The organism is Halorubrum sp. ASP1 (assembly GCF_005435135.1).
Lineage (GTDB): Archaea > Halobacteriota > Halobacteria > Halobacteriales > Haloferacaceae > Halorubrum > Halorubrum tropicale.
Map to the genome: position 1 here is coordinate 148,821 of NZ_SGUA01000007.1, position 19,548 is coordinate 168,368.

The following is a 19,548-nucleotide window of genomic DNA, read 5'->3' on the forward strand; positions in this document are numbered from 1 at the left end:
TGCGGACGACTACGCAAGGACGATAGGAGAGTCGATGGCAATGGGGGTGCTGCTCGCTGTTCGTCTACCAACAGACCGTCGATTAGATATAGCACGTGGGAGAAATCACTGCGTACGTTCTTATCTGAATCCATATAGTTTGGAGAGACATAGAGAGACAGCTATCAAAAATTCCGCTAGAAGACCGATCCTGCGTTAGTCGGTCTTATTGAATTTCCCCTCGAGGTTTGCGAGTGTTTCACCTTCTTCAGTCAGTTCGATTCCGAACCAGACTGTCTTCCGTGGCTTGTTCTCAAAGCGCGGCCGACCTTCCTTCAGTTCGACATCGACTTGCGCTTTTAGCGGCGCGGTGAACGCACCCGACGCGTACTCTTGGATCGCCACGTCATCCACCGACGTATCAGTACTGTTACGGATGTGCCGAAGGCAGATTTGCGCCCACGAATTGAACGCATCGCGGAGTTCGGCCTTCGGAACGAACACCGTCTCGTCGGTGTCGGTCGTGATCGTCTCGTCTTCCGTGTTGGTGTAGCGACGGAGGAACTGCTTCAGTGGGTCGGGCATGTCGTCCCCGATGAGCGGCTGACCATACTTGCGATGGATGCTGTCGAACGCAACGTCTTCTGTGTCGACCGAGGGCGTCGTCGAACTACTCGTATCCTCGCCCGAGTCACTCCCGGATCCACTACTGTCCGCGAGGCGTGCGGGCGTGTATCCTGTCGTGTCCTCAATATCTTTGAGAACTGGGAAGTACACATCATCCGGGAGCTTGAGGTTGCGCTTCCCAGCTTTGTTCCTGCCCGGCGAGTCAGCATTCTGTTCGTCTGAATCACTGTCGGAATCATCGCTATCCCCGCCGAATTGTTCGAGGTCCTCAGGCTCGCAATAATCATGCTCGATCGCGTATCCCACAAGCCCCTTCAGCGGGATAGGCGTGTGCTCTGGAACGAGGTTGTTCTGGCGGGCGTAGGTCCACAGATGGAGGTACTCTAAATCATCGAGATTCTGACCACTCGCGGAATCCTTCGGGTCGCGCTTGCCCATGTCACAGAGGGCAAAGTGTTGGAAGTTATAGAGTGCCTCCCGCTTGTGGCAGTAGGCAGTTTCGTCGTCGATCACGACGAAGTAGTTCTCCGATTCACCGAAGTGACCGAAGGGGTTTTTCCCACGGGATCCGGGCGTGAGTCCAAGGTCGCGCAGGTCGAGGTTCCAGAGGGGGTTGTGGCTCCCAGTGAGCTCGCGATAATCCCCCGCTTCGATCCGGTCTTCGATCTCCTGTGGGTCGATGTCCATTGCGGTGCTGGCGTCGTTCACCAGCCCCCCAATGTTGCCCGTCGCGGCGGGGTGTTGTGACGGGTGGATAGTCGGGATGAAACCGAACAGCGAGAGGGGTGGATACACCGCGTTTTGTTCAGGCACAGGATCGAGAACATTACCCTCGCCACGAAGCGTACTCGCGTCGCCAACAGGCCACCTGTGAGTGGCCGTCAGCGCCCCCGTGTCAGCGTCGGGATCAGCCGGGATGATGTGGGGGTCACGAACGGGCATATCCACGCCCGTTTCCGTCCGGTCGATCGCCCCGACAGTCTGGGGGAGGTCGTGGGCTGTGGGGTAGCCAAGCGACGCCGGATCCATCCCGGTTGGGTACTCGCCAACTGGGTTCGACCGGTCGGCGAGCGCCCGCATCCACGCAGGGGCCGTGGCCGGTCCATCACTCCCGTCGTCGGTAGTCGTCGGGCCATTCCCCATCGTCAGTCGAAGCGCCCACTCAGCCGGCGGCGTGAGCGCGAGCCAACCCTCTTGGAGGAAGTCGTCAAGGTCACGCTTCTCATCGCCAAACTGCGGCAGCTCTAAGAGCCACACGTTCGTCCCGCCGTAGTCAGTATGGTCGAGCTCTTCGTCGGGCGTCAGCGCCGTCTGTCCGTCCGCGTCGGCGCTCTCAGCAGTCTCGTCTGTCTCGGTGTCGACGTCGATCATACCGAGCCGCGTCGCGACTTCCTCCCAGAGCTCGTGATCATCCTCGTTGGGGTCGGCGTCGCCCTCGAGGACTTCTTCGCGATACACCTCGGCGGCCGCTTGGACCGTCCCCGTGAACGTATCGTCCGGCGACGGCGTGTGGGTGTCGAGTACCCGCCCCATGTTGACGGCGCTATCCACGCCGGGCCCGTACTGGTGAATCTCGATGACCTCGCATATCGGGCCTTTGCCGTGGAATTCGCCTTCGGACTCTAGCAGGTGAACCGGGACTTCCTCCGCAGCGACCGGCGTTTTCTCGTCTGCGTCGACGTCGGCGTCAGTCGGCGGCGCGACGCGAATGTCCTGATCGTCGAGCTTCTCTTGAAGCGTCCCGTCGCGAGCGGCTTCAAGAACCAACTTCCGGGTAAACATCTCGTCGCCGGGGAACTCGCCGGTACAGAACAACTCGCGGAGGTTCATGTCGCGTTCACACTCACGCTCGTCGTGGTCGCGATCTTCTTCGGCCAGTACCACCCGCTTTGGCGGGTCAGAGTCTTGAAGGAAGTACACGTCGGGGATCTCCCGGCGCTTGATTATCTCCGCGAGTACGTCGCGGTGCTTCATCTTGAACGACTTCGTGACCGGGGAGATGCACGGAATCCCGTGAGCGTGAGCAGTAATCGCGTCGGCCATCCCTTCCGTGATTGCGAGGGGTTCGCCCTTGACAATGGTTTCGCGGCCGTAGATGGGCTCGTCGGCGATGGTGTAGTTCTTGGTCGTCGCGAGCTTGGCGTACTTCCCCTTCGTGAAGTCGTCGGGGTGCGTGCCGTGTTCCGTATCGAAGTCGGGCTGGCGCCCGATGAAGAAGGCGACCTTGCCGTCCTCGTCGTAGTACGGGAAGATGTACCGGGCCCGGAAGAGACACGAGAGGTCGTCGGGGTCATCAGGATCGTCTATCGTGGTGTAATCGACGTACTCCTCGCCCTCTTCGTTCTCGCCGTAGGCGTCGTTCGGCTTCGTGAACAGCCCCGTCGCGACCATCGTGTGGTGGCTGAAGCCCTGCTCCTCGAGGTGGAAGAACAACTCCTTGCCGAAGGCGGGTGCCCACCCGAGCTGCTTGTCGTCGACGAGGTCGTCACTCCAGCCCCGGTGGTCAGCGCCGAGATACTGGTAGGGTTGTTCGTCGGCGGCGAAGTCCTCGGGCTCGGCAATGCGTTCGGCTGCGTCTTCCGTGGACTGGATGCCGGCGGTCTGTGCGTCCTCGTTCGGCGGCATCGCGTCGGCAGCGTCGGGATCCTGTTCGACGGGGTACGCCGGGTCGGGCTCGTCAAGTGCGGTGAAGTACTCGCGTGGTGTCTCGGGCTTGCGGTAGCCCGCCTCGAACGCCTGCTCCTCGTTCCACGTGACGTTGTTGTCGATCGTCGTGTCCAGCTGACTGTGGAAGAAGCGGGCCGCCTCTTCGAGACACGCTTGGACCGCACCCAGATCGGGCGTGGGGCTCAAGCGGAGGTCTTCTGGGTCGGCGTCGACGAGCGTGCTGTTAGGCTCGGCACGCGGCTCGCCGGGTGCGGTCTGTCCCACGCGGCGCGTCTCGTCGGCGTCGCTCTCTGCGCCGGCTGCGTCGTCTGCGGGCGGCCCTGTCTCGCCGTCGTCCGGGTCGGTGTCGCTTCCGGCGTCCATCTCGGCGTCGGCTGTGGTGTCTGCGTCGTCCTGACTCCCGGCCTCGCTGTGCGCGCCTGTGCGACCGCCTGAGCCATTCCGACTCTCGGACGGGGCGTCGGTCGTCTCGGTGTCGGTTGCGGCTTCCTCGTGTGTGCTGGCCGTGTCTGGCTCGGCGCTCTCACCGTTCGCGTCCGCAGGCGTGGGGGACGCATCTTCACCGTCGTCCGTGGCGGGTGTCTCTCCCCCACCGTCCGGGCCGTCATCGGTATCATCGGAACCGTCGCCGCCGGAGTCGTCGTCGTCGCCAGAACTGTCGTCGGAGTCCGAGTCGTCTCCACCCACGGGGTACGCATCCCGGTCGAACGCTGCGGCGTCGATTTCCGGGCCCTTCTCGTCGCGTGGGGTGTTCACCTTGATCTGGCCCGTCTCGTCGTCGCGGTACACCGAACCGTGTTCACGGGCGACCTGAGCCGTCGTCTCGGCCTGCTCTTGGGAGAGGTCATGCGTCCCACGGAGTGCGATGGACATGGCCTGCGGTGTGAACGGGTCATGTGGTTGCTTGGACGCAGAGTTCAGCACCTCATCCCAGAACGTCGGGACTGTCCGTTCACCGAGTGCGAGTTGCTTTCCATCTTCCTCGATGACGCCAGCGTTGACGCCCGCCCCGATCGCGGCCCGTGCCATCGGATTCTTGAACTCGTGGTCGACCGTGAGCGTCATGACCGCCATCGAGACGTCGATGTTCTCGTCGTGGTCCGTTCCGAGGGCGTCCCACACGGGCACCCAGCTGTCCCGACGTTGCATCTCCGCGATATCCTCGTCGGTGAGGTAATCTTGCGGAGAGTCACGCGGCCCGGGCAACCGGAGCGCATCCTCCCCGACGGGCATGAGTTTGTTCGTCGCAATCCCGATCTTAATCGCGTCGGCGGCCTGCGGACCACGGACACCGGGCCCGTACCGGAGTGCGCCGGGCAGGTTGTCCCGGAAGATGGCCTCCGTCTCGTTCAGGTTCGCCGAGTCCCAAACGTCCTGCCAGAAGGAAGCGTCAGTGGGGTCTTTCGCGCCGAATTTGTCAGTGACTGCTTCGGAGTCGATCTCAATATCGTCGGGCGAGCTGTCCTCGTCGATTTCGTCGCTATTGGCGATGTACTTTGTTCTCAGGTTTTTCATTGCTGCGTCGTAGGTGAACGTCAAGGCGTTAATTGGGCCGTTACTATTGTCTCCGTCTTCGAGGATGTCGACCGGCCCGTCCGTGTCACTGTCGGCGCCGAACGGGTCGTCTTCATCCACGGTCGTTTCGACACTGGGAGACGGATCCTCGTCAGGCGTGTCGCCGTCGGCCGTGGCCGCTGTGTCGCCCTCACTCGAGGCTGCGTCATCGTGGATCCCGACAGGGTCGCGGCCGTTGCCTTCGACATCAAGGGCGGACATATCCCGGTAGACGGGCATATGAGCGTCAGGGACCATTGATTCGAAGGCCTCTGGTGGGGCTTCGTGGGTTGTGTTCGCTCCGGGCTTGGAGCCGACCCCACTCACGTCGCTATCGCGACTCGGCATTTTGCTGGTGATGAGCCGTTCGGGAATCGGAACGGCCTCGCGCGTGAATCCAGCGCGTTCTAAGTCAAACTCTGTGTCGTCATCATCTTCAGATGTCTGCTGGTCGAGTGCGGCTTCTTTAGGGACTTCTTCGATGTTGTTGTATGTCTCACCCGCCTGCGTGTTTTCCGCCTCGTCGACACTGTTTGGCGTGTCTTCAGGAGAGGACTCCGTGTCGCTGGCATCTGTATCTTCATCGCCACCAGCCGGCGAGAGGAAGTCAGGGAGCGGCGTCTGAACAATGTCCCAGTCATCCTCGGTGGGTATCTCTTCGAACTCCCGCTCGGGGACGAACGGCTCGTAAACCAGTTGCCAGTCGTCGCGAAGGTCGTCGAGTGTCGGGTAGCGTTGGACTTCGCCGCCGGGGTAGACTACCCACTCGTTGTTGTGGTCGTCGTACCGGCACCACACGTCGAAGGCGTTCGTTGATCCGAAGCCCTCGTCCATCCGGAGTGCGCCCTTCTTCGCGCCATCAGCCATGCCGTCGTACAGCTGAATCTCGTCGTCGTGGGTGTTGACCCACACCGCTTGCTTGCCCTTCCTGATGAGCGCGTGCTTCCGCTCGCCGTCTGTGGGTGTCCCCAACTCAAGGAAGTCCGTCTTGTTGTAGTAGAGCGGCATCGGGTCGCGCTCCGAGAGGTCGCCCGCGTCTTCTGCGTCCTCGTTGGGGCGCATCCGAAGGTGCCCACGGATAAACATCGGATTCGTGAGGATGTGGTTGACGCGAGCGGCTGGCTCTGCGCTTTCCGCTGATTCGGCAACAGGCGTCAGGAACATCGCGCGCTGGCCACTCCGAGCAGCACGGGCGAGATTCTGGAGTGTGTGGGCCGGCTTCTTGTACGTCGACGTCTCTGCTTCAATCGCGATAACCCCGCCATCAGAGAGGTCTGCGGCAATCGGGTAGTCCTTCTTGAACTTCTCAAGCAAACGCGAGGCCCGCTTTGTGTCGACTGTCGTGGCGATAGGCGGATACGCAACGGCGTCAGGCAGCTGTTGTTTGTTGTCCTGCTGGACGATCGAGACTTCCATCCCGGTCGCTGAAAGCATCACGAACGCCCGTCGAAGCACTTCGTTGTGCTTCTCTGTTTGATGCCGCCACTCGTCTTCTGCCTGCTCAAGAACCGACCGGATCCCCTTGTCCGTGATCGACAGTTCCGTCTCCGGGTCGGTGATCCGAACCTGCCCTGTCGGCGTCCCGCCCGTCCCCCGGACGCTGGTTTCCTCTTCTTCATCCTCGGGGTCGGCCAGCTCAACATACTCTTCATCGACGAGGATTCCGTCAGGCAACTCCTCGAAGTCCGTCGACGTCCGGCGGTGGAACCCCTCGTTTGCGGCCTCGACACTCACCGAGAGTGTGTCGTCGCCGTCCATCTCCGGCGGGTCGATATTCAACGCCGGGGCGGGCTCAAGCGTCTCGTATGCCGCGGGCAGCGTATCGAGTGCGTTCTGCCGGATCTGTTCAGCCCACACCGCCTCAAGGAAGCACTTCGTCAGGTCGTGTTCGCCCCCAAGGTGCATCAAGGCGTGTTCCGACTCATCGAGGTTCTGCTCGAGTGCGTCGACGCCGTACTCTTTGAGGTTCTCCCCGATGATCGCTTCAGCTTCTGCCGGCGTCCGCCGCGCGGGGTACGGCGCAAAGGTGTCGGGCGCAAGCGGGTCCGACCGCATCGGCCCGTCTTCGTCCATCGTGGAGATTGTCGTCAACGCGGTGTAGGCAGGCAGCGACTGAATCGTCCCCGAGTCGATGTCGTCGTCGTCGAACCGCTCGGCGATGATCCGGGCGTCATCAACTTCCGTCACACCGAAGCTCAACAGCGTGTCCGTGTTCCCGAACATCTGCTTGAGCGTCTGGGGCGCAATCTCCCGCACCTGCGAGGGGTTCTGGAGACAGGTGACGACGCCCATCTTCCCGGAACGGGCTTTCGAGAGCATCTTGTCAAGCGCCATGTTCTCCGAGGCGATGTCGTCAAACTCGTCCATGAACGCGAAGAAGGGCTCCCGGTCGGCCTCCTCAATCTTCTCGCGTTTCCGGATGGTCGACCACACGCGGCGCATAATCCCCGTCGAGACGACCTTCCGGATCTCGTCAGACCGCACCGTGTTCCGGACGAGAATGATTTTCCCCTCTTCGACGGCGTGCGAGAGGTTGATCGTCCCATCCCGGTGGGCCACAATCCCCCGGCTGATGGGGTCTTCGACCCAGTCTTGAATCCGGCGGAGAACCGGGTCGATTTCCTCGGTGTCCATCTCCGCGATTTTCGTCGTGTACTCGTGGATGAAGCTCATCCCTTCTTGGCTGACGACGTTCGAGAACTTCGCACGGCTCTCGTTGTCGGCCAGTACGTAGTACATATCCACGAGGGTGAACTTCCGTCGCGACCGAATCATCGCCCGAGCGATGTTGGAGGTGATCCCCTCCATCTTCGGCCCCCAGTACTCACCGCCACGTAGGACCGCCCGGAGGTCGTTGATGATGGACTCAACCTCGCGGTCGAATTCGATCTCCGTCTCACAGTCGCCGGGTTCGAGGAAGTTGATCCCCGCAACTTTCTCGAAGGTCTCGCTGCCCGGCTCAACCCAGATGATGTCGTCCATCCGCTCGTCGGGCAACTGCGTGATCAGGTCGTCGACGGTGTCGCCCTTCGGGTCGATAAAGACGAACCCGTGGCCCTTCCGGGCGATCTGGTTCATCATCATGTTCAGGGTGGTTGACTTGCCTTTCCCCGTCGACCCGAAGATCGTCATGTGACGGAACCACGAGAACGGCTCAAGCCCGATTTCCCGAATCCCGTCCATCGGGTTGCTGTCGTAGCCCAGCCAAATCGGTTCGTCTGGATGGTGGGTGTGCGAGTGGACGAGGCGATCGCGCACGTCGAAGCCCGCAAAAAGGTCGCCGTCCTCGGCGGCGCCGTTCCCGCTGGCGGTCGCCGTGAGCTCGAACGGGAAGTAGCGCTGGAGTCCCGGCTCCCGGCGAAGCTGGACATCAGTATCCGACTGATCGTAGGTGTAGTGTTGGTGGTGGGCGGGGTTCTCGCGACCGCGTGTGTACGGGCTTGGTGGGCCAGTCTCGTCGCCCGTTTTTTGCGGGAGGTCTTCTTCGGGCTTTGCGGGAAGGTCGGCCACGCCCTCGACGTCGTCCTCCGGGTGTGTGTCGCTCGGGCCGTTCGTCCCTCTCTCAGACTCGGTGTGGTCTGTGGGGTCCGTGGCTGGTGTCTCCTCCCCTTCGTCTGACTCGGGCGTCTTTCGGGCACCGGGGGCGTCAAACACGTCGTTGCGTTCATCGAGCTCTTCAAGATCGACCCCGAGTTCCTCGGCCCGCCGGTTCTGGAACTTCCGGACGAGGTTGTCCGCGACGTGGTCGTTGTATTGGCTTTTGATCTGTTCACGGGTGAGTTCGCCGTAGATGAACTGGCGATATAGCTCGTTGAACGCTTCTTGCTTCTCAGGCGTCGAGTCGACGTCAACGGTCGCGGTGGGTGTGTCGGGCTCCGTATCGGTGGCCTCTGTCTGGTCATCGAAGAAGAATCGGAGAACAGTTCCGAGCCCCTTCATGAACACGGAGTCTTCCTTCTCTGTCGGGTCGGGGCCGACAGTATCCGATTCTTCAACTTGGTCACCAGAGAGGGACGCCATCGCAGACGCCTCGCCACCGAGTTCGGACAGGTCACGGTTCACCCGCATGTCTGGTGGCATTGTTGTCCGATTTGCTTGTGCGGGAGGCCGGTTGCCGACGCCTTTGCGCGTCCAGTCGATGTTCGTCTGGTCGACTTCCTCTCCCGGGAGGTGAACTACCCCTGCGAGTTCTTCAACGTTTAGCGCGGTCTGGTCGTAGGAAAACTCACGGGCGGCAGTCCGCCGGGCGAGTTCCTTGACGCCCCGTTCCTTGAACGCGAGTGGGATGAACGCCTGCCCTGTCTCGTCGCTGTGGTACTGCGTTGAGTAGACGTTCGCGATCCCGTGGGCGTGGTGTTTCGCGATGTCTGGCGACGAGGCGAAAACCAGAAAGCGGGTGTTAAGATAGTACGCTTGCTTACCTTCCTGATTCAGGACGGCTTCAGCAGCTCGGAGGTCCTTTGCTGACGGATCGTCCAACCGTGGGTTAAGATAGCTACCATTGTTCCGGCCGTAGGTGAGGCTGTCGTTGATCTGGTCTGCGCTCCACTCGTGGAGTTTGAGCCCGTCGGTCCAGTTTCGACTCGCAGGGGTGAAGACAAACTGGACGATCGCGACTTCGTTCGAGTAGCCGACAAGTTCGCTCAGGACACTGCGAAGCGGATCAGACTCGAACGCGTCGGGACCACTCGTTCCACGGAGTGGTCGATACTTCTCTTTGTTGAGTTCGAGCTTGCCGCCGGACAGATACATTCCCGGTTCGATTTCGGGGAACGGCCTGTCGACGGGCTTGATCTCGGCGTTCGGATACAGCCCAGAGACTTGCTGGCGAAATTCGCGTTGGTGGATCCGGTCTGGAAGGCCGAAATGGAATTTGACAGTCTCGTCGGTTAGGACAAGCTCAAAAGAGAACTTCTTCGGTCGCTCTCCGAGGTTGAATCGTTGCGCAAGTTCCGAGTGAGTGACGCCCTCGTTGTGGAACCCGGCGATGAGCTCTTCGGCGTATGCTAGTCCGTCTTCCTTCTTGTGTGGACGGACTCGGTTGAGGCTGCCTGCGTACGAGTTTGCGGCGTCGTTGATCGTCTCGACAAACTCTTCGGTGACCTGTGGTGTGTCCGGCTCTCTGGATCCGAGTTGGAGATGCCGGAGGTGCTTAAGCCAGTCTGGGAGCGTATGGTCGTGAATGCGGTTAAGTGGGTTTTGCATGAGTTGGGTCCAGCTGTGTATCGTTTGTTGTGCGACTTGGGACAGGGTACATAATGTACTGGTTTACTTGTTTGGGTGACTGCTTTGATCATGTAGAAACTCGCGGAAACGGATTATGCTCCAAACTGAGAGCAGGCTTGGAAGCCGTCAGGTGCGAGAAAGCCCACGAATAGGTACATACATACCCCGACAATTGCTAGAACGATGCTAACGCGAATAAGCGCACTAGAAACCACTAGCAGATAGCGACAGAACCGCCGATGGGCCATTACATAATCAGAAACGTAAGTCAGTCCGAAAAATGTGACACTCAGAAATGGTGACACGAAGACAAAGAGGTAGATGAGGGTGTCAGTAAATCCGAGGGCGGGGAGAATACAGTCTGTGCCCGACTGGAGTAGAGTCGCGTTAAGGCTAGTGAGCAGAGAGTGAGCGTACTCAATACTAACTTGCTCATCAAAAACACCCATCCCTTGTTGAAGGACAGCCTCAGTGTGTAGGAGGAGGCTAGTCGTCGGCATCAGCGTTAATATCGGTGCTTTCTCGGATGGCCTTCCGAATTTCTGATGTATTGGGAGCGTATTCCATTCGAGCTTCCCATTCGTCTGTTGACGCGGTGTAGATCAAGATGTGCCCGACTCCTACTCGGGAGAGGGGCCACGGATCACTCTGTTCGATCTTGGTGATATCGCTGTCTGTGAAGTCGCTTACATTCCGGAACAAAATGTTCCGACGGATGTAGATGGCGTCTTCTGCGACGATGAACCACGTGAGACGGCGGCGGATGTATTCAGAGGCGATGAGGCCGATTCCGATCAGAGTAGACAGTACTGGGATGAGAATGAACCAGCCCGGAGCATTCACCTCAACAATAGGAACGAACCCGTTAACGAACCCGTCGCTACGGCCGGTGAGCTCTAGTACAAACAGGTAGAGTGCGAAAATCAGGAACATCGCGCCGGCTGAGAACGGGGCAACTGAGCGGAGGATGTGAGGGTTGGTTGCCTCAACAATCTCGTCCTCATCCGCTAGGTCTGAGGGCCAGAACCAACTCGTATTCCCAACATCGACATCATCCGGTGGCTCAGATTCTTCCGGTGATGCGAAAGCGGCATTATCCTCAGTAGTTGTAGTGGGTTGGTCTGGGCCCAGTGTAGGCTGTTCGGAAGATGCGTCGGTGTTGGGTGTACTTTGCTCTATTACTGAGCCTAGTTGCTCAGCGTTCGCTGTATCTGCTTTCTTTCCATCGTCGGATGCCACAGTGTCGTTTTTTGAGTCTTCCATGTGATTTCTAGTTGGTGTCAGTCGTCGGATTCCTGCGCTTGCTCCGCCGAGTCCGTTTGATCATCGTCGGAGACCTCTGCCTGTTTACTCAGGTTAGCATCATCGGTTCCCACGCCGTCGTCCGTAGTAGGTTCAGCGAATCCGTCCCTCGCGTTTGTGGGGGTTGCCATCGACTCTAACTCCGCGATAGAAGGTGCGCTCTCAATTTCATCTTCACTGGGTGTTGGGTCGGACTCATTGCTCGAATCGGCGTCCACGTCTGAGTCAGACATCCGAGTGATCTGCCCGTTGACTGGGAGGCCGAGCTCTGCGCGCTCGGGGATGGTAAGGAAGTCGACGGCATCAATGCCCTTCGCTTGGAGGATACCTTGGATGCGACGCTGCTTTTCCACTACCTCGTTCATGACGGCGTCAGATAGTTCGTTTTTGCTGGGGTTGACGATCGGTGAATCGTACTCGTTGCGACGGTCAAGCGCTTGCTTGATAGTCTGGCTCCGAGGTTCGGTCATGTTGCGCCAGCTGTCTGCCGGGTCATAGTCAATGACCGCAATTTCGTCTTGGGTTGCTGTGACGCGTAGGGGGATGGTTCCTTTGTCGGAGATTTGGAGAAGGGCGTCACTGTAGTTCTTGTCGCCGTCTCCCGGCTGAAGATCCTGAATGTATTCAATCTGCTTGGGGTTGAGCCCCATAGCGGATTGGGCGATGTCTTTGTCGATCCGTTCCATTTGATGAAGCTGGACCATCGAGCACTGCCGAGCGATGGTCTTTGCGCTCTCGTTAACGAAGAACTCCTCGAACGTCTGGCTGATGAGCTGTATCCCGAGGTCGAAGTGGCGACCGTGGCGGAACACTTCTTCCAGAAACTCTACGGAGTCAGTGTTGCGAAGGACCTTGTGGGCCTCGTCGATGGCCATCATGTACGGTCCCTCAACCTGCTGAGCCTCCTGATAGACGAGACTGAAGAGAAGTTGCATCATCAGACCCAGCGTGCCGCTCCGCGCAGACACGGCGGTCATGTCGATGTATGTGACTGGGTTGTTCCCGAAATCAATCGAGGTCGGCTTTGCTAGGTTGTCAAGTCGGTTGCCTTCTTTGAACGGCTGGAGCTCGAGAGTCAAGTCCCCCGAGGCGTCGCGGATCTTGTTGACCATATCGTCGGTCTGGGGGTCAGCATACTCAGCCGGGTTCTGATTCATTTCCGCGAGGATCTGCCTCACGTCTGTGACGGTGGGTGAATCACGGGAGTGCGTCTCGACGTCGTGTGTGATTCCGGCATCGGCGTACGCCTCTTTGACCGCCATAGACAGAACGGCGCGGTGCTGCGCGTCAAGCGGGTCATCGTTCATCGAGAAGAACCGGGAGAAGAACCACTCGACGTCGCGGAGTTTCATATTGAACGGGCTCATCTTCCCTTCTGCCCGTTCGAGGACGTGTTTAGGTGTTGGCTTGATTTCGAGTGGGTTGATGTTCTCGTTACCGTCGATCAGGATTCGGTCGCCCGCGAGCGCGTGGTTGACCCCGACGAAGTCGCCCATCGGGTCGATGATTGTCATGTTGATGTTCGGGATAGACTGAGCGAGTCGGAGAAGGAACTGAGAGGCTCCGAATGTTTTCCCACTCCCTGTCCGTCCCAGCCGGAGCATGTGGTATCCCGTGGCCCGGTTATATGGGTCGATGATCGTGGGCGTGTTGCTCGCGAGGTTGATCCCCACGTCGACGCCACCTTCCTCGAAGACGGTGTCAGAGACGTACGGGAACATCGCACTTGCGACACTGCCGGTCATGAGTTGGCTCACGTCGTCTCCGTGACGCTCGTAGTACTCGTTGTATCCGAGCGGGCCGCTACCACGGAGGCCGATGTCTTGCTCGTAGGTCGTCGTGTCTAGGTGGACGCCTGCGCTGAGTTGGAGTTTGTCTTCGAGTTCGTTGTGGTGCTTCCGGAGCTCGTCTTTGCTATCGGCGTAGAGGGTGACGTGAGCAGTGACACTGAACAAGTTTTCTCCAGACTGCTCAATGGACTCCTTCATGTGTGTCACTACCTGCGAAGTCCGCTTCACCGATTCAGGATTCAGTGTGAAGTGACTGAGCGCACCCTCTGCCTTGTCTTCGAGTCTGTCGGAGAGTTCATTCAAGTCCGAAACTGCCGACAGGGGGTCATGCCGGTCGAAGTGGATCGACATATCATATTGGAGGCTAGTATCGGTGAGTAGGTCCCAGAACATATGTTCTGAGGCATTGGATGGCCATGAGCTGACGACGTATGTCCTGAAGTACGTGTCTGTGTCTTCCGAGTACCCAAAGGAAGGGTACCAGCGAATTGGTCCGGGAGTCGCACCTCGAACGTTGTTATTCTGCGGCGTCTCGACTTCGTTCGAGTCGATTTGCTTGTCGGCGTCGTTACCACTGCTCGAATCACCAAGCGGGAGCTTTGATCGGATGTTGTCTAGCATTTGTGTGAGTGGAGTACGGTCTGTCGCTCAGACTGCCTGATATCTACGGATTTCTCTTCTCTGTAACCACATAAGTCCTCGCGGGACTCACGGCCACCATACGCCCTTATTTTTCGAAGAGGTCTCCGGGAGCGGGAGTGTTCGTCCCGTTCCCTGCTTCCAGTAGTGGGTTGGTTTGCGGCTCCCAGTTCGTCTCAGTGATGTGGCCTTGCTCGTAGTGATTGCTGATGATGTCGACGAGGAGGTCTGTGTCGGCCCGGACGGCCTGAACCCCTTCGATGCCGCCGAGTCCGGACATTAGTGAATCAACACGAGATTCTAGTTCATTCTGGGCTCTGACGTACGCGCGCTGTTCTTCGCCTGTCCCTTTGTCTTGAATGCCAAGTAGTCGCCCAACAGGGGAATCGGGCTCGATAAAGTCGAACGGGGTATCTGCTTCCTCTTCCTGTTGATCGTTCGGGTCAACAGTCACAATCTCGAACGTGCGGCGTTGGCGAACGCCCATATCTTGGCGGTTGTTCTCCAGCCGCTGGATGTTTGATATCTGGAGTTCAGCGAGGATTGGCCGGCTCTGGATATCTTGGTCGTTGAGCCGATCGCGAGCGTGCTGAACGTGGCCTTCAAGATCGAATTTGTCGTCGGTAATGTAGGTCGTCGTGTCGAAGTCGACGCTATTCAGGTGGGACCCGTACTGCCGGATGAGCCGCTGGGTTTCTTCGCGAGCGGCGAGCGAGATGTCACGGCCGATGACCTCGACGGCCGCAACGAGTTTTCCGTCAGTACGAAGGACAATTGGAGCGTTAGGATAGACCTGTTCGATTCCCACTTGGTCAACTACATTTGCTTCTGATTGCCACCACGCAGACTCAAGATCAGAACGAGACTCAACGTCCTCGCCAGCGCCGTCAGCGCGGAGGGTGAGATCGTAGTCGAGATCCTCATCAGCTTGGATGGAGTCACTATTCATCTGATTGTGCGATATTGTCGGGGTCTTAAAGTGGTGTATCATTCCACGAACCCAGAGAGTGACGGATTCGTTGTCGGGGATGAGGCGGAACAAAATGGAGTCCAGTCCGAGGATCGCTCCTACTACGATAACGTACTCAAGTGCGTTGATCACGTCAAGGAACATCAACACGCCACCAGCCATCATCGGGACCCCAGCGAAGACAGCAAGGTCGAGGAATGACCTGCCGGCGACTAATTTGTCTGCTTTCTCTGTTCCTTGCGGTATTCGACGCTGGCTCTGGCCGCTCATTCTATCATCTCCTCTCTGTCCTGATAACAAAATAGTTCGGGAGAAGCAGCCGTGGCTGGTTTCCTCCTTTCGAGCTCGTTTGCGGGCGGCTCGTCCGACCTACCGGGCGGGATAGAGCAAAAGTTAGTACCAGTGCGGCGCGGGTCGTTACTCGTCGGGGTCTAGCATCCAGCCGTCAGCATGGTATCCCGCGAGGTCTTTGTCGTGCGTCGATTCTTTTCGACTAACTTCAGACACACTGTTCAGTTCGGCAAAGGACTCGCGGTCGAATGTCGTTTGAATGCCCGCGTCTCTGACAGCCCGTTTCACCTCTTCGGGGACAGCTGGCGATCGGATCGTCGGTGTGTCATCGTCAATAACTCGGACATCATCTACACGCTGCTCAAGCGTTGAACGAAGTTCTTGAACGTGTTCGGCGGCACTAAGTTCAATTTCCATTTCGGTCGGCTCGGTGGGGCCGGTCCCTTCTATTGTTCTCACCCGAGCATCTGCCTTGGCTGCTTCTGTGCGAGACACGGTGGAGACAGACGGATTGTTGCTTCGGCTAAAGTCAAACTGAACTTGCTCACCGTCATTGATGTTGAGTTGCGATTGGATCGTTGCCGGGTTCTTTCCAGCAGTTTCAAACGCACTGCGAGTGGCTTTCACATTGAGGCCTGCGGACTGGGCACGCGTGATCACTTGCTCAAGATTCTGCTCCACGTTGTCTGCTGATAAGACCGCGGCGGTCACGTCTTCCCCGACTTCCTGCGGGGCGCCAGATATCAGATCAGAGCCAACCGCCTTCATGACGTTACTGGACTTCGAGTTGGGCATATTCAGCCGGACAGCGTTGTCCGACTCCGTGATAGCGAGATCGTAGTCCGAGATGGTATCCGAAGATGAGTGGAGATTGACTTCCGGCTCGGCGCCTGCCCCACCATCAATTGAGATGATTTCAGGAGACGTTTCTCCGGTGATGTCTCCGAGGTCGACTTGGTAACTCTGGCTTTTCGATGTTTGTTCCCGTGTAAGACCGAGAGCCTGAGCATCAGATGGATCCATCTGAATGCCAGTCTTGTTGGCGGCCCGTCTAACCGTGTCTTGTGCGAGGTCGCGTTGCATGAACTCAACGACGGGCATACGGTCTCCATTTGCGATGGCTTCAGCGGCTTCGTCGGTTATGTTTGGCTCGACGACATCAAGGAACGCGTCGGTATCTACACCGGTTCCTTCGAGAGTGACGCTTCCTGTATCTGGGCTCAGGCCTGCGTCCACAACTCCTCCACGCGGAGCCGTAGCGCTTGTGGGGTACACGGAGCCGGACTCCGTTGGGAGGAATTGGACGACGGCGTCGTCTGTACTGGGGACATCGACCAGTGTAGTCGCCTGTCCAGCTGCTTCGAGGTCAATATTACTTGCCGTGTACTCGTCGGCTTGGAAGTCGATCCCGTTGGTTTTCAAGAGGTTTGCCACCTGCGAAGTGGTGTTACCCTCAGTCTTCACCTTGTACTCATACGCCTCGCCGTTTGAGCCGGTCGAGATGGGTTCTGCCCCGTCAAGGCCGTTTAATGCTTTCCTGACTGGTGCCCGTTTTTCAGAGTCGATTTGTGTGAGATCGAGTGTCGACGCGTCATGGGTATCGACAACCTCGTTGCCGGCGTCGTCCATGCGACTGTATGAGAGTCGCGAGAGTTGCGCCTTATTGGCATCAATATCGGCGGAGGGGTTGATCTGATCGACTTTTCCATCATCCCCAACCACAATATCTAGGCGCTTGTCTTCACCTGCTGGTGCGATACTACCAAGCGAACCCACAGATGCGGCCACAGTCTGCGATGCGCTGCCGGTGCTGATCCCCTGTTCGCTGAGATGTCTTTGAACTTGGTCTGTGGGTGAAATGGTCGCACCAGCGTCGTTGAGCCCTTGAGCAGCTTGCTCTAGTTCGCTTGTGTCCAGAAGGTAGCCACCTAGAGTATCACTTTTTGCGGCTGTGTCAGGCGTGACTTCATCCGCGATACTAGCGGGCATATCGTCTGTCTCGAGTAGGAACTGGTCGCCGGGGTTGGCAAGCCGCTTGCTCAATTCTTCTTTGCCTTCGGCCTCAGCGCGGCGGCGTGCCTCTTCGACGTCATGGCGATCTTGAAGCGCCTCGGAGTCCAGCAACCTGCCGTTTGGTGTTGCGGTACCGGCGCTCTCAGATGTATGTGCGTCTGCGATAGCTTCCGTGGCGGAATTTTCGAACCCTAACGTTTTCTCTGGGCCGTTTAGACCAGTCATGAGTTCTCCGTGGATAGAGTCCTCATAGTCAGCGGGATCCATCTTGAGGTTGCCATCCTCTGTTTCCTCGATATCTGCCCGCCCGTTCGTTGCCTGACTAATCCGACTCTTCACGTCTTCAGCCTCTCCATCAGGAACGTTGAACATGAGGTTTCCATCCTCGTCCTCACTGATTGCGACGGAGTCTGAGTCAGGCATTGTTTCAGCCAATTCGGAATCAGACCGAGATTCAGCCGCATCTCCTAGCTTCATATAGTAGCCGCCGTCTCCGTCAAGAGCCTCGTCTGGGAGTGGTGGGTCGTCTACGACGCCCATCTCTTCGTCGGGGTCGATTTGGCTGTCTACCGAGTCAGCGGCGGTACTCCAGTCGGTGCCGCTCCTGCCTGTCGCACTCCATGCAGTCTGACTGTCTGTGGCGGTGTCGAGCTCTCGTCCGTCGTCAGGCCCAATATCACTAGCCGATTCAGGAGTGCTATCAGACTCGGGGCCGTCTCCCACCTCTGTTTCTTCATCCGCAGCGATCGTGTCGGGATCTTCGGCGTATTCTTCCTCTAAGTAACCTTGTTCAGACAGATAGCTTGTGACCTCGTCGAGGTTGCCGTTCTCATTCGCTTGTTCAAGTGCTTGCTGGGTGAGGTCCTTTTTTCGCTCTGCGGCAGGAGAGCGCGAGAACGCATTAAATCCGTCATCATCGTCGTCGGCGGTGTTCTCCGTCTGGTCGATAGCGTGTTCCAGATCGCTCTTGTCTTCGAGGTCTTGGAGTGCTTCTGGCTTATCCGCGTCATCAAGATCGGTCTCATCATCTCCGAATACCCGCCCGAACGGGCTTGGGAGTCCGTTTTCTTTGACCTTCTTACTGGCACTAGTTCCGATTTCACTCGCACCCATTGCCATTGCGCCAGAAGAGCCACGATATGCTGCGCCCCTCATGACTGCTCCGGCAGCGCCACCTGATAGTGCGACCGCACCCACCGTACCGGCGATCAGCCCTGCGGTTTTGAGCTTGCCAGCGATAGATTTTGTTGTGTCTGTGGTTTTCAACGCGAAGTAGGTAGATGCAGACAAAGTAGCGACCGCTAAGAGGTAACCGCCGCCGAACGGCAGAGTATCTGCCATTGCCATCGAGAGTTCAACACCGATCCTGAGAGCAATAGCGAGAGGGATAGAGGCGACAGCAAGCGAAACAGTTGTACTAATAAACCGGTCTGCGGGACCAGTAAGTAGTTTAGCAGGCCCTTGCTTGAGGGTGTAAATCACGAGTACAAGTGGGGCAGCTGCGTACAGGGCGTAAAGGGCGATGAGCCTGACAATCAGGAACATAACTAAAACTAAGAGAACAAACCCACCGACAAGAGAAAACAGAGTGGTTGTCATCGGGTACAGAAGAATGATAGCAGCGTTTGTGAGGCCGCCTATCCCGATCGACTTCGCCATATTCTCGAGACTGCCATCAGCATCAATATCGGTTACACCAGCGAGTGATTCTTGCATGATTCCCTGTCCAACATTTGTTGACGGGAGGATTGCTTCAGTCAGGGCGTGGAGGAACTCGTAAAATAGCGCAATGAGCTCAGCGCTTGCCCCTATAACACCAATTGCCACACCGAACATCAGTAGAATCCGGCCCTTACTTGACGCAGAGTACCTCCCAAGGCCGATAGAAGCGATATACCATGCTGCGTAGGCGATAATAAGTGATATCGCGAGTTCAGAAAAGAGAGTGTTCAACTCACCGAACGTCCCGAAGGCGCTTGACCCGATGCCAGTACCGGGCGTTGCGGCGATTCCCGGAGCTTCCGGTGGGAGTGGCGTTTCAAGAAAGACACCGACATAGTAGAAGAACCACATCATGACCCATCCCATTGCGTAGGCGACCCCGTCGAAAATAAACGACATTGCGGAGACGAATGCCTCAGAGATACCAGCATCCGGTAGGGCTCCCGCTATTGCTTCTCGAGCCTTTTCGATGTAGCCTTCGTCATCGCCACTGTTGTTACTGCCATCATCGTCATCATCATCGTCGTCATCGTCGTCGGCAAAGGCGATAGACGGAAAGAGCGCTGCGACGGCCCCAGAAATGACGATGATATATAACAGTACTCGAGTGGTTGAGTGAGAGTACTCAGAAGCCTTTCTGAGCTGGTCAATGCGTGATAGCCCAGCAGAATTTTCATTCCACAGGGCGCCAATTTTGAGTAGTCGGATCAACATTTTGTGTTGTTGCGGGTTAGCGGGTGAGGCGACTGACCTCAAGGTAGCACGTGT

At 57.9% G+C, this 19,548-nt stretch carries 5 protein-coding genes; all 5 read right to left on the bottom strand.

Features of this window, described 5'->3' with window-relative positions:
* Positions 1-195 precede the first annotated feature (195 nt).
* Positions 196-10,032: a DUF8128 domain-containing protein gene (locus EXE48_RS12165; RefSeq protein WP_241991984.1), complete on the bottom strand. Its 9,837-nt coding sequence runs from the start codon at positions 10,030-10,032 to the stop codon at positions 196-198.
* Positions 10,033-10,539: 507 nt separating this feature from the next.
* Complete coding sequence (locus EXE48_RS12170; protein WP_137711602.1) at positions 10,540-11,316, bottom strand: PH domain-containing protein; 777 nt, start codon at positions 11,314-11,316, stop codon at positions 10,540-10,542.
* A gap of 17 nt (positions 11,317-11,333) precedes the next feature.
* Positions 11,334-13,766 carry a VirB4 family type IV secretion system protein gene (locus tag EXE48_RS12175; protein WP_137711603.1) on the bottom strand — a complete coding sequence of 811 codons (2,433 nt, stop codon included), beginning with the start codon at positions 13,764-13,766 and terminating at the stop codon, positions 11,334-11,336.
* A gap of 106 nt (positions 13,767-13,872) precedes the next feature.
* Positions 13,873-15,024 (bottom strand): TraC-like domain-containing protein, encoded by a 1,152-nt coding sequence (locus EXE48_RS12180; RefSeq protein ID WP_137711604.1) that lies wholly within the window; start codon positions 15,022-15,024, stop codon positions 13,873-13,875.
* A 147-nt stretch (positions 15,025-15,171) separates the two neighbouring features.
* Positions 15,172-19,494, bottom strand: a complete 4,323-nt coding sequence (locus tag EXE48_RS12185) for a TrbL/VirB6 family protein (protein ID WP_137711605.1) — start codon at positions 19,492-19,494, stop codon at positions 15,172-15,174.
* Positions 19,495-19,548 lie beyond the last annotated feature (54 nt).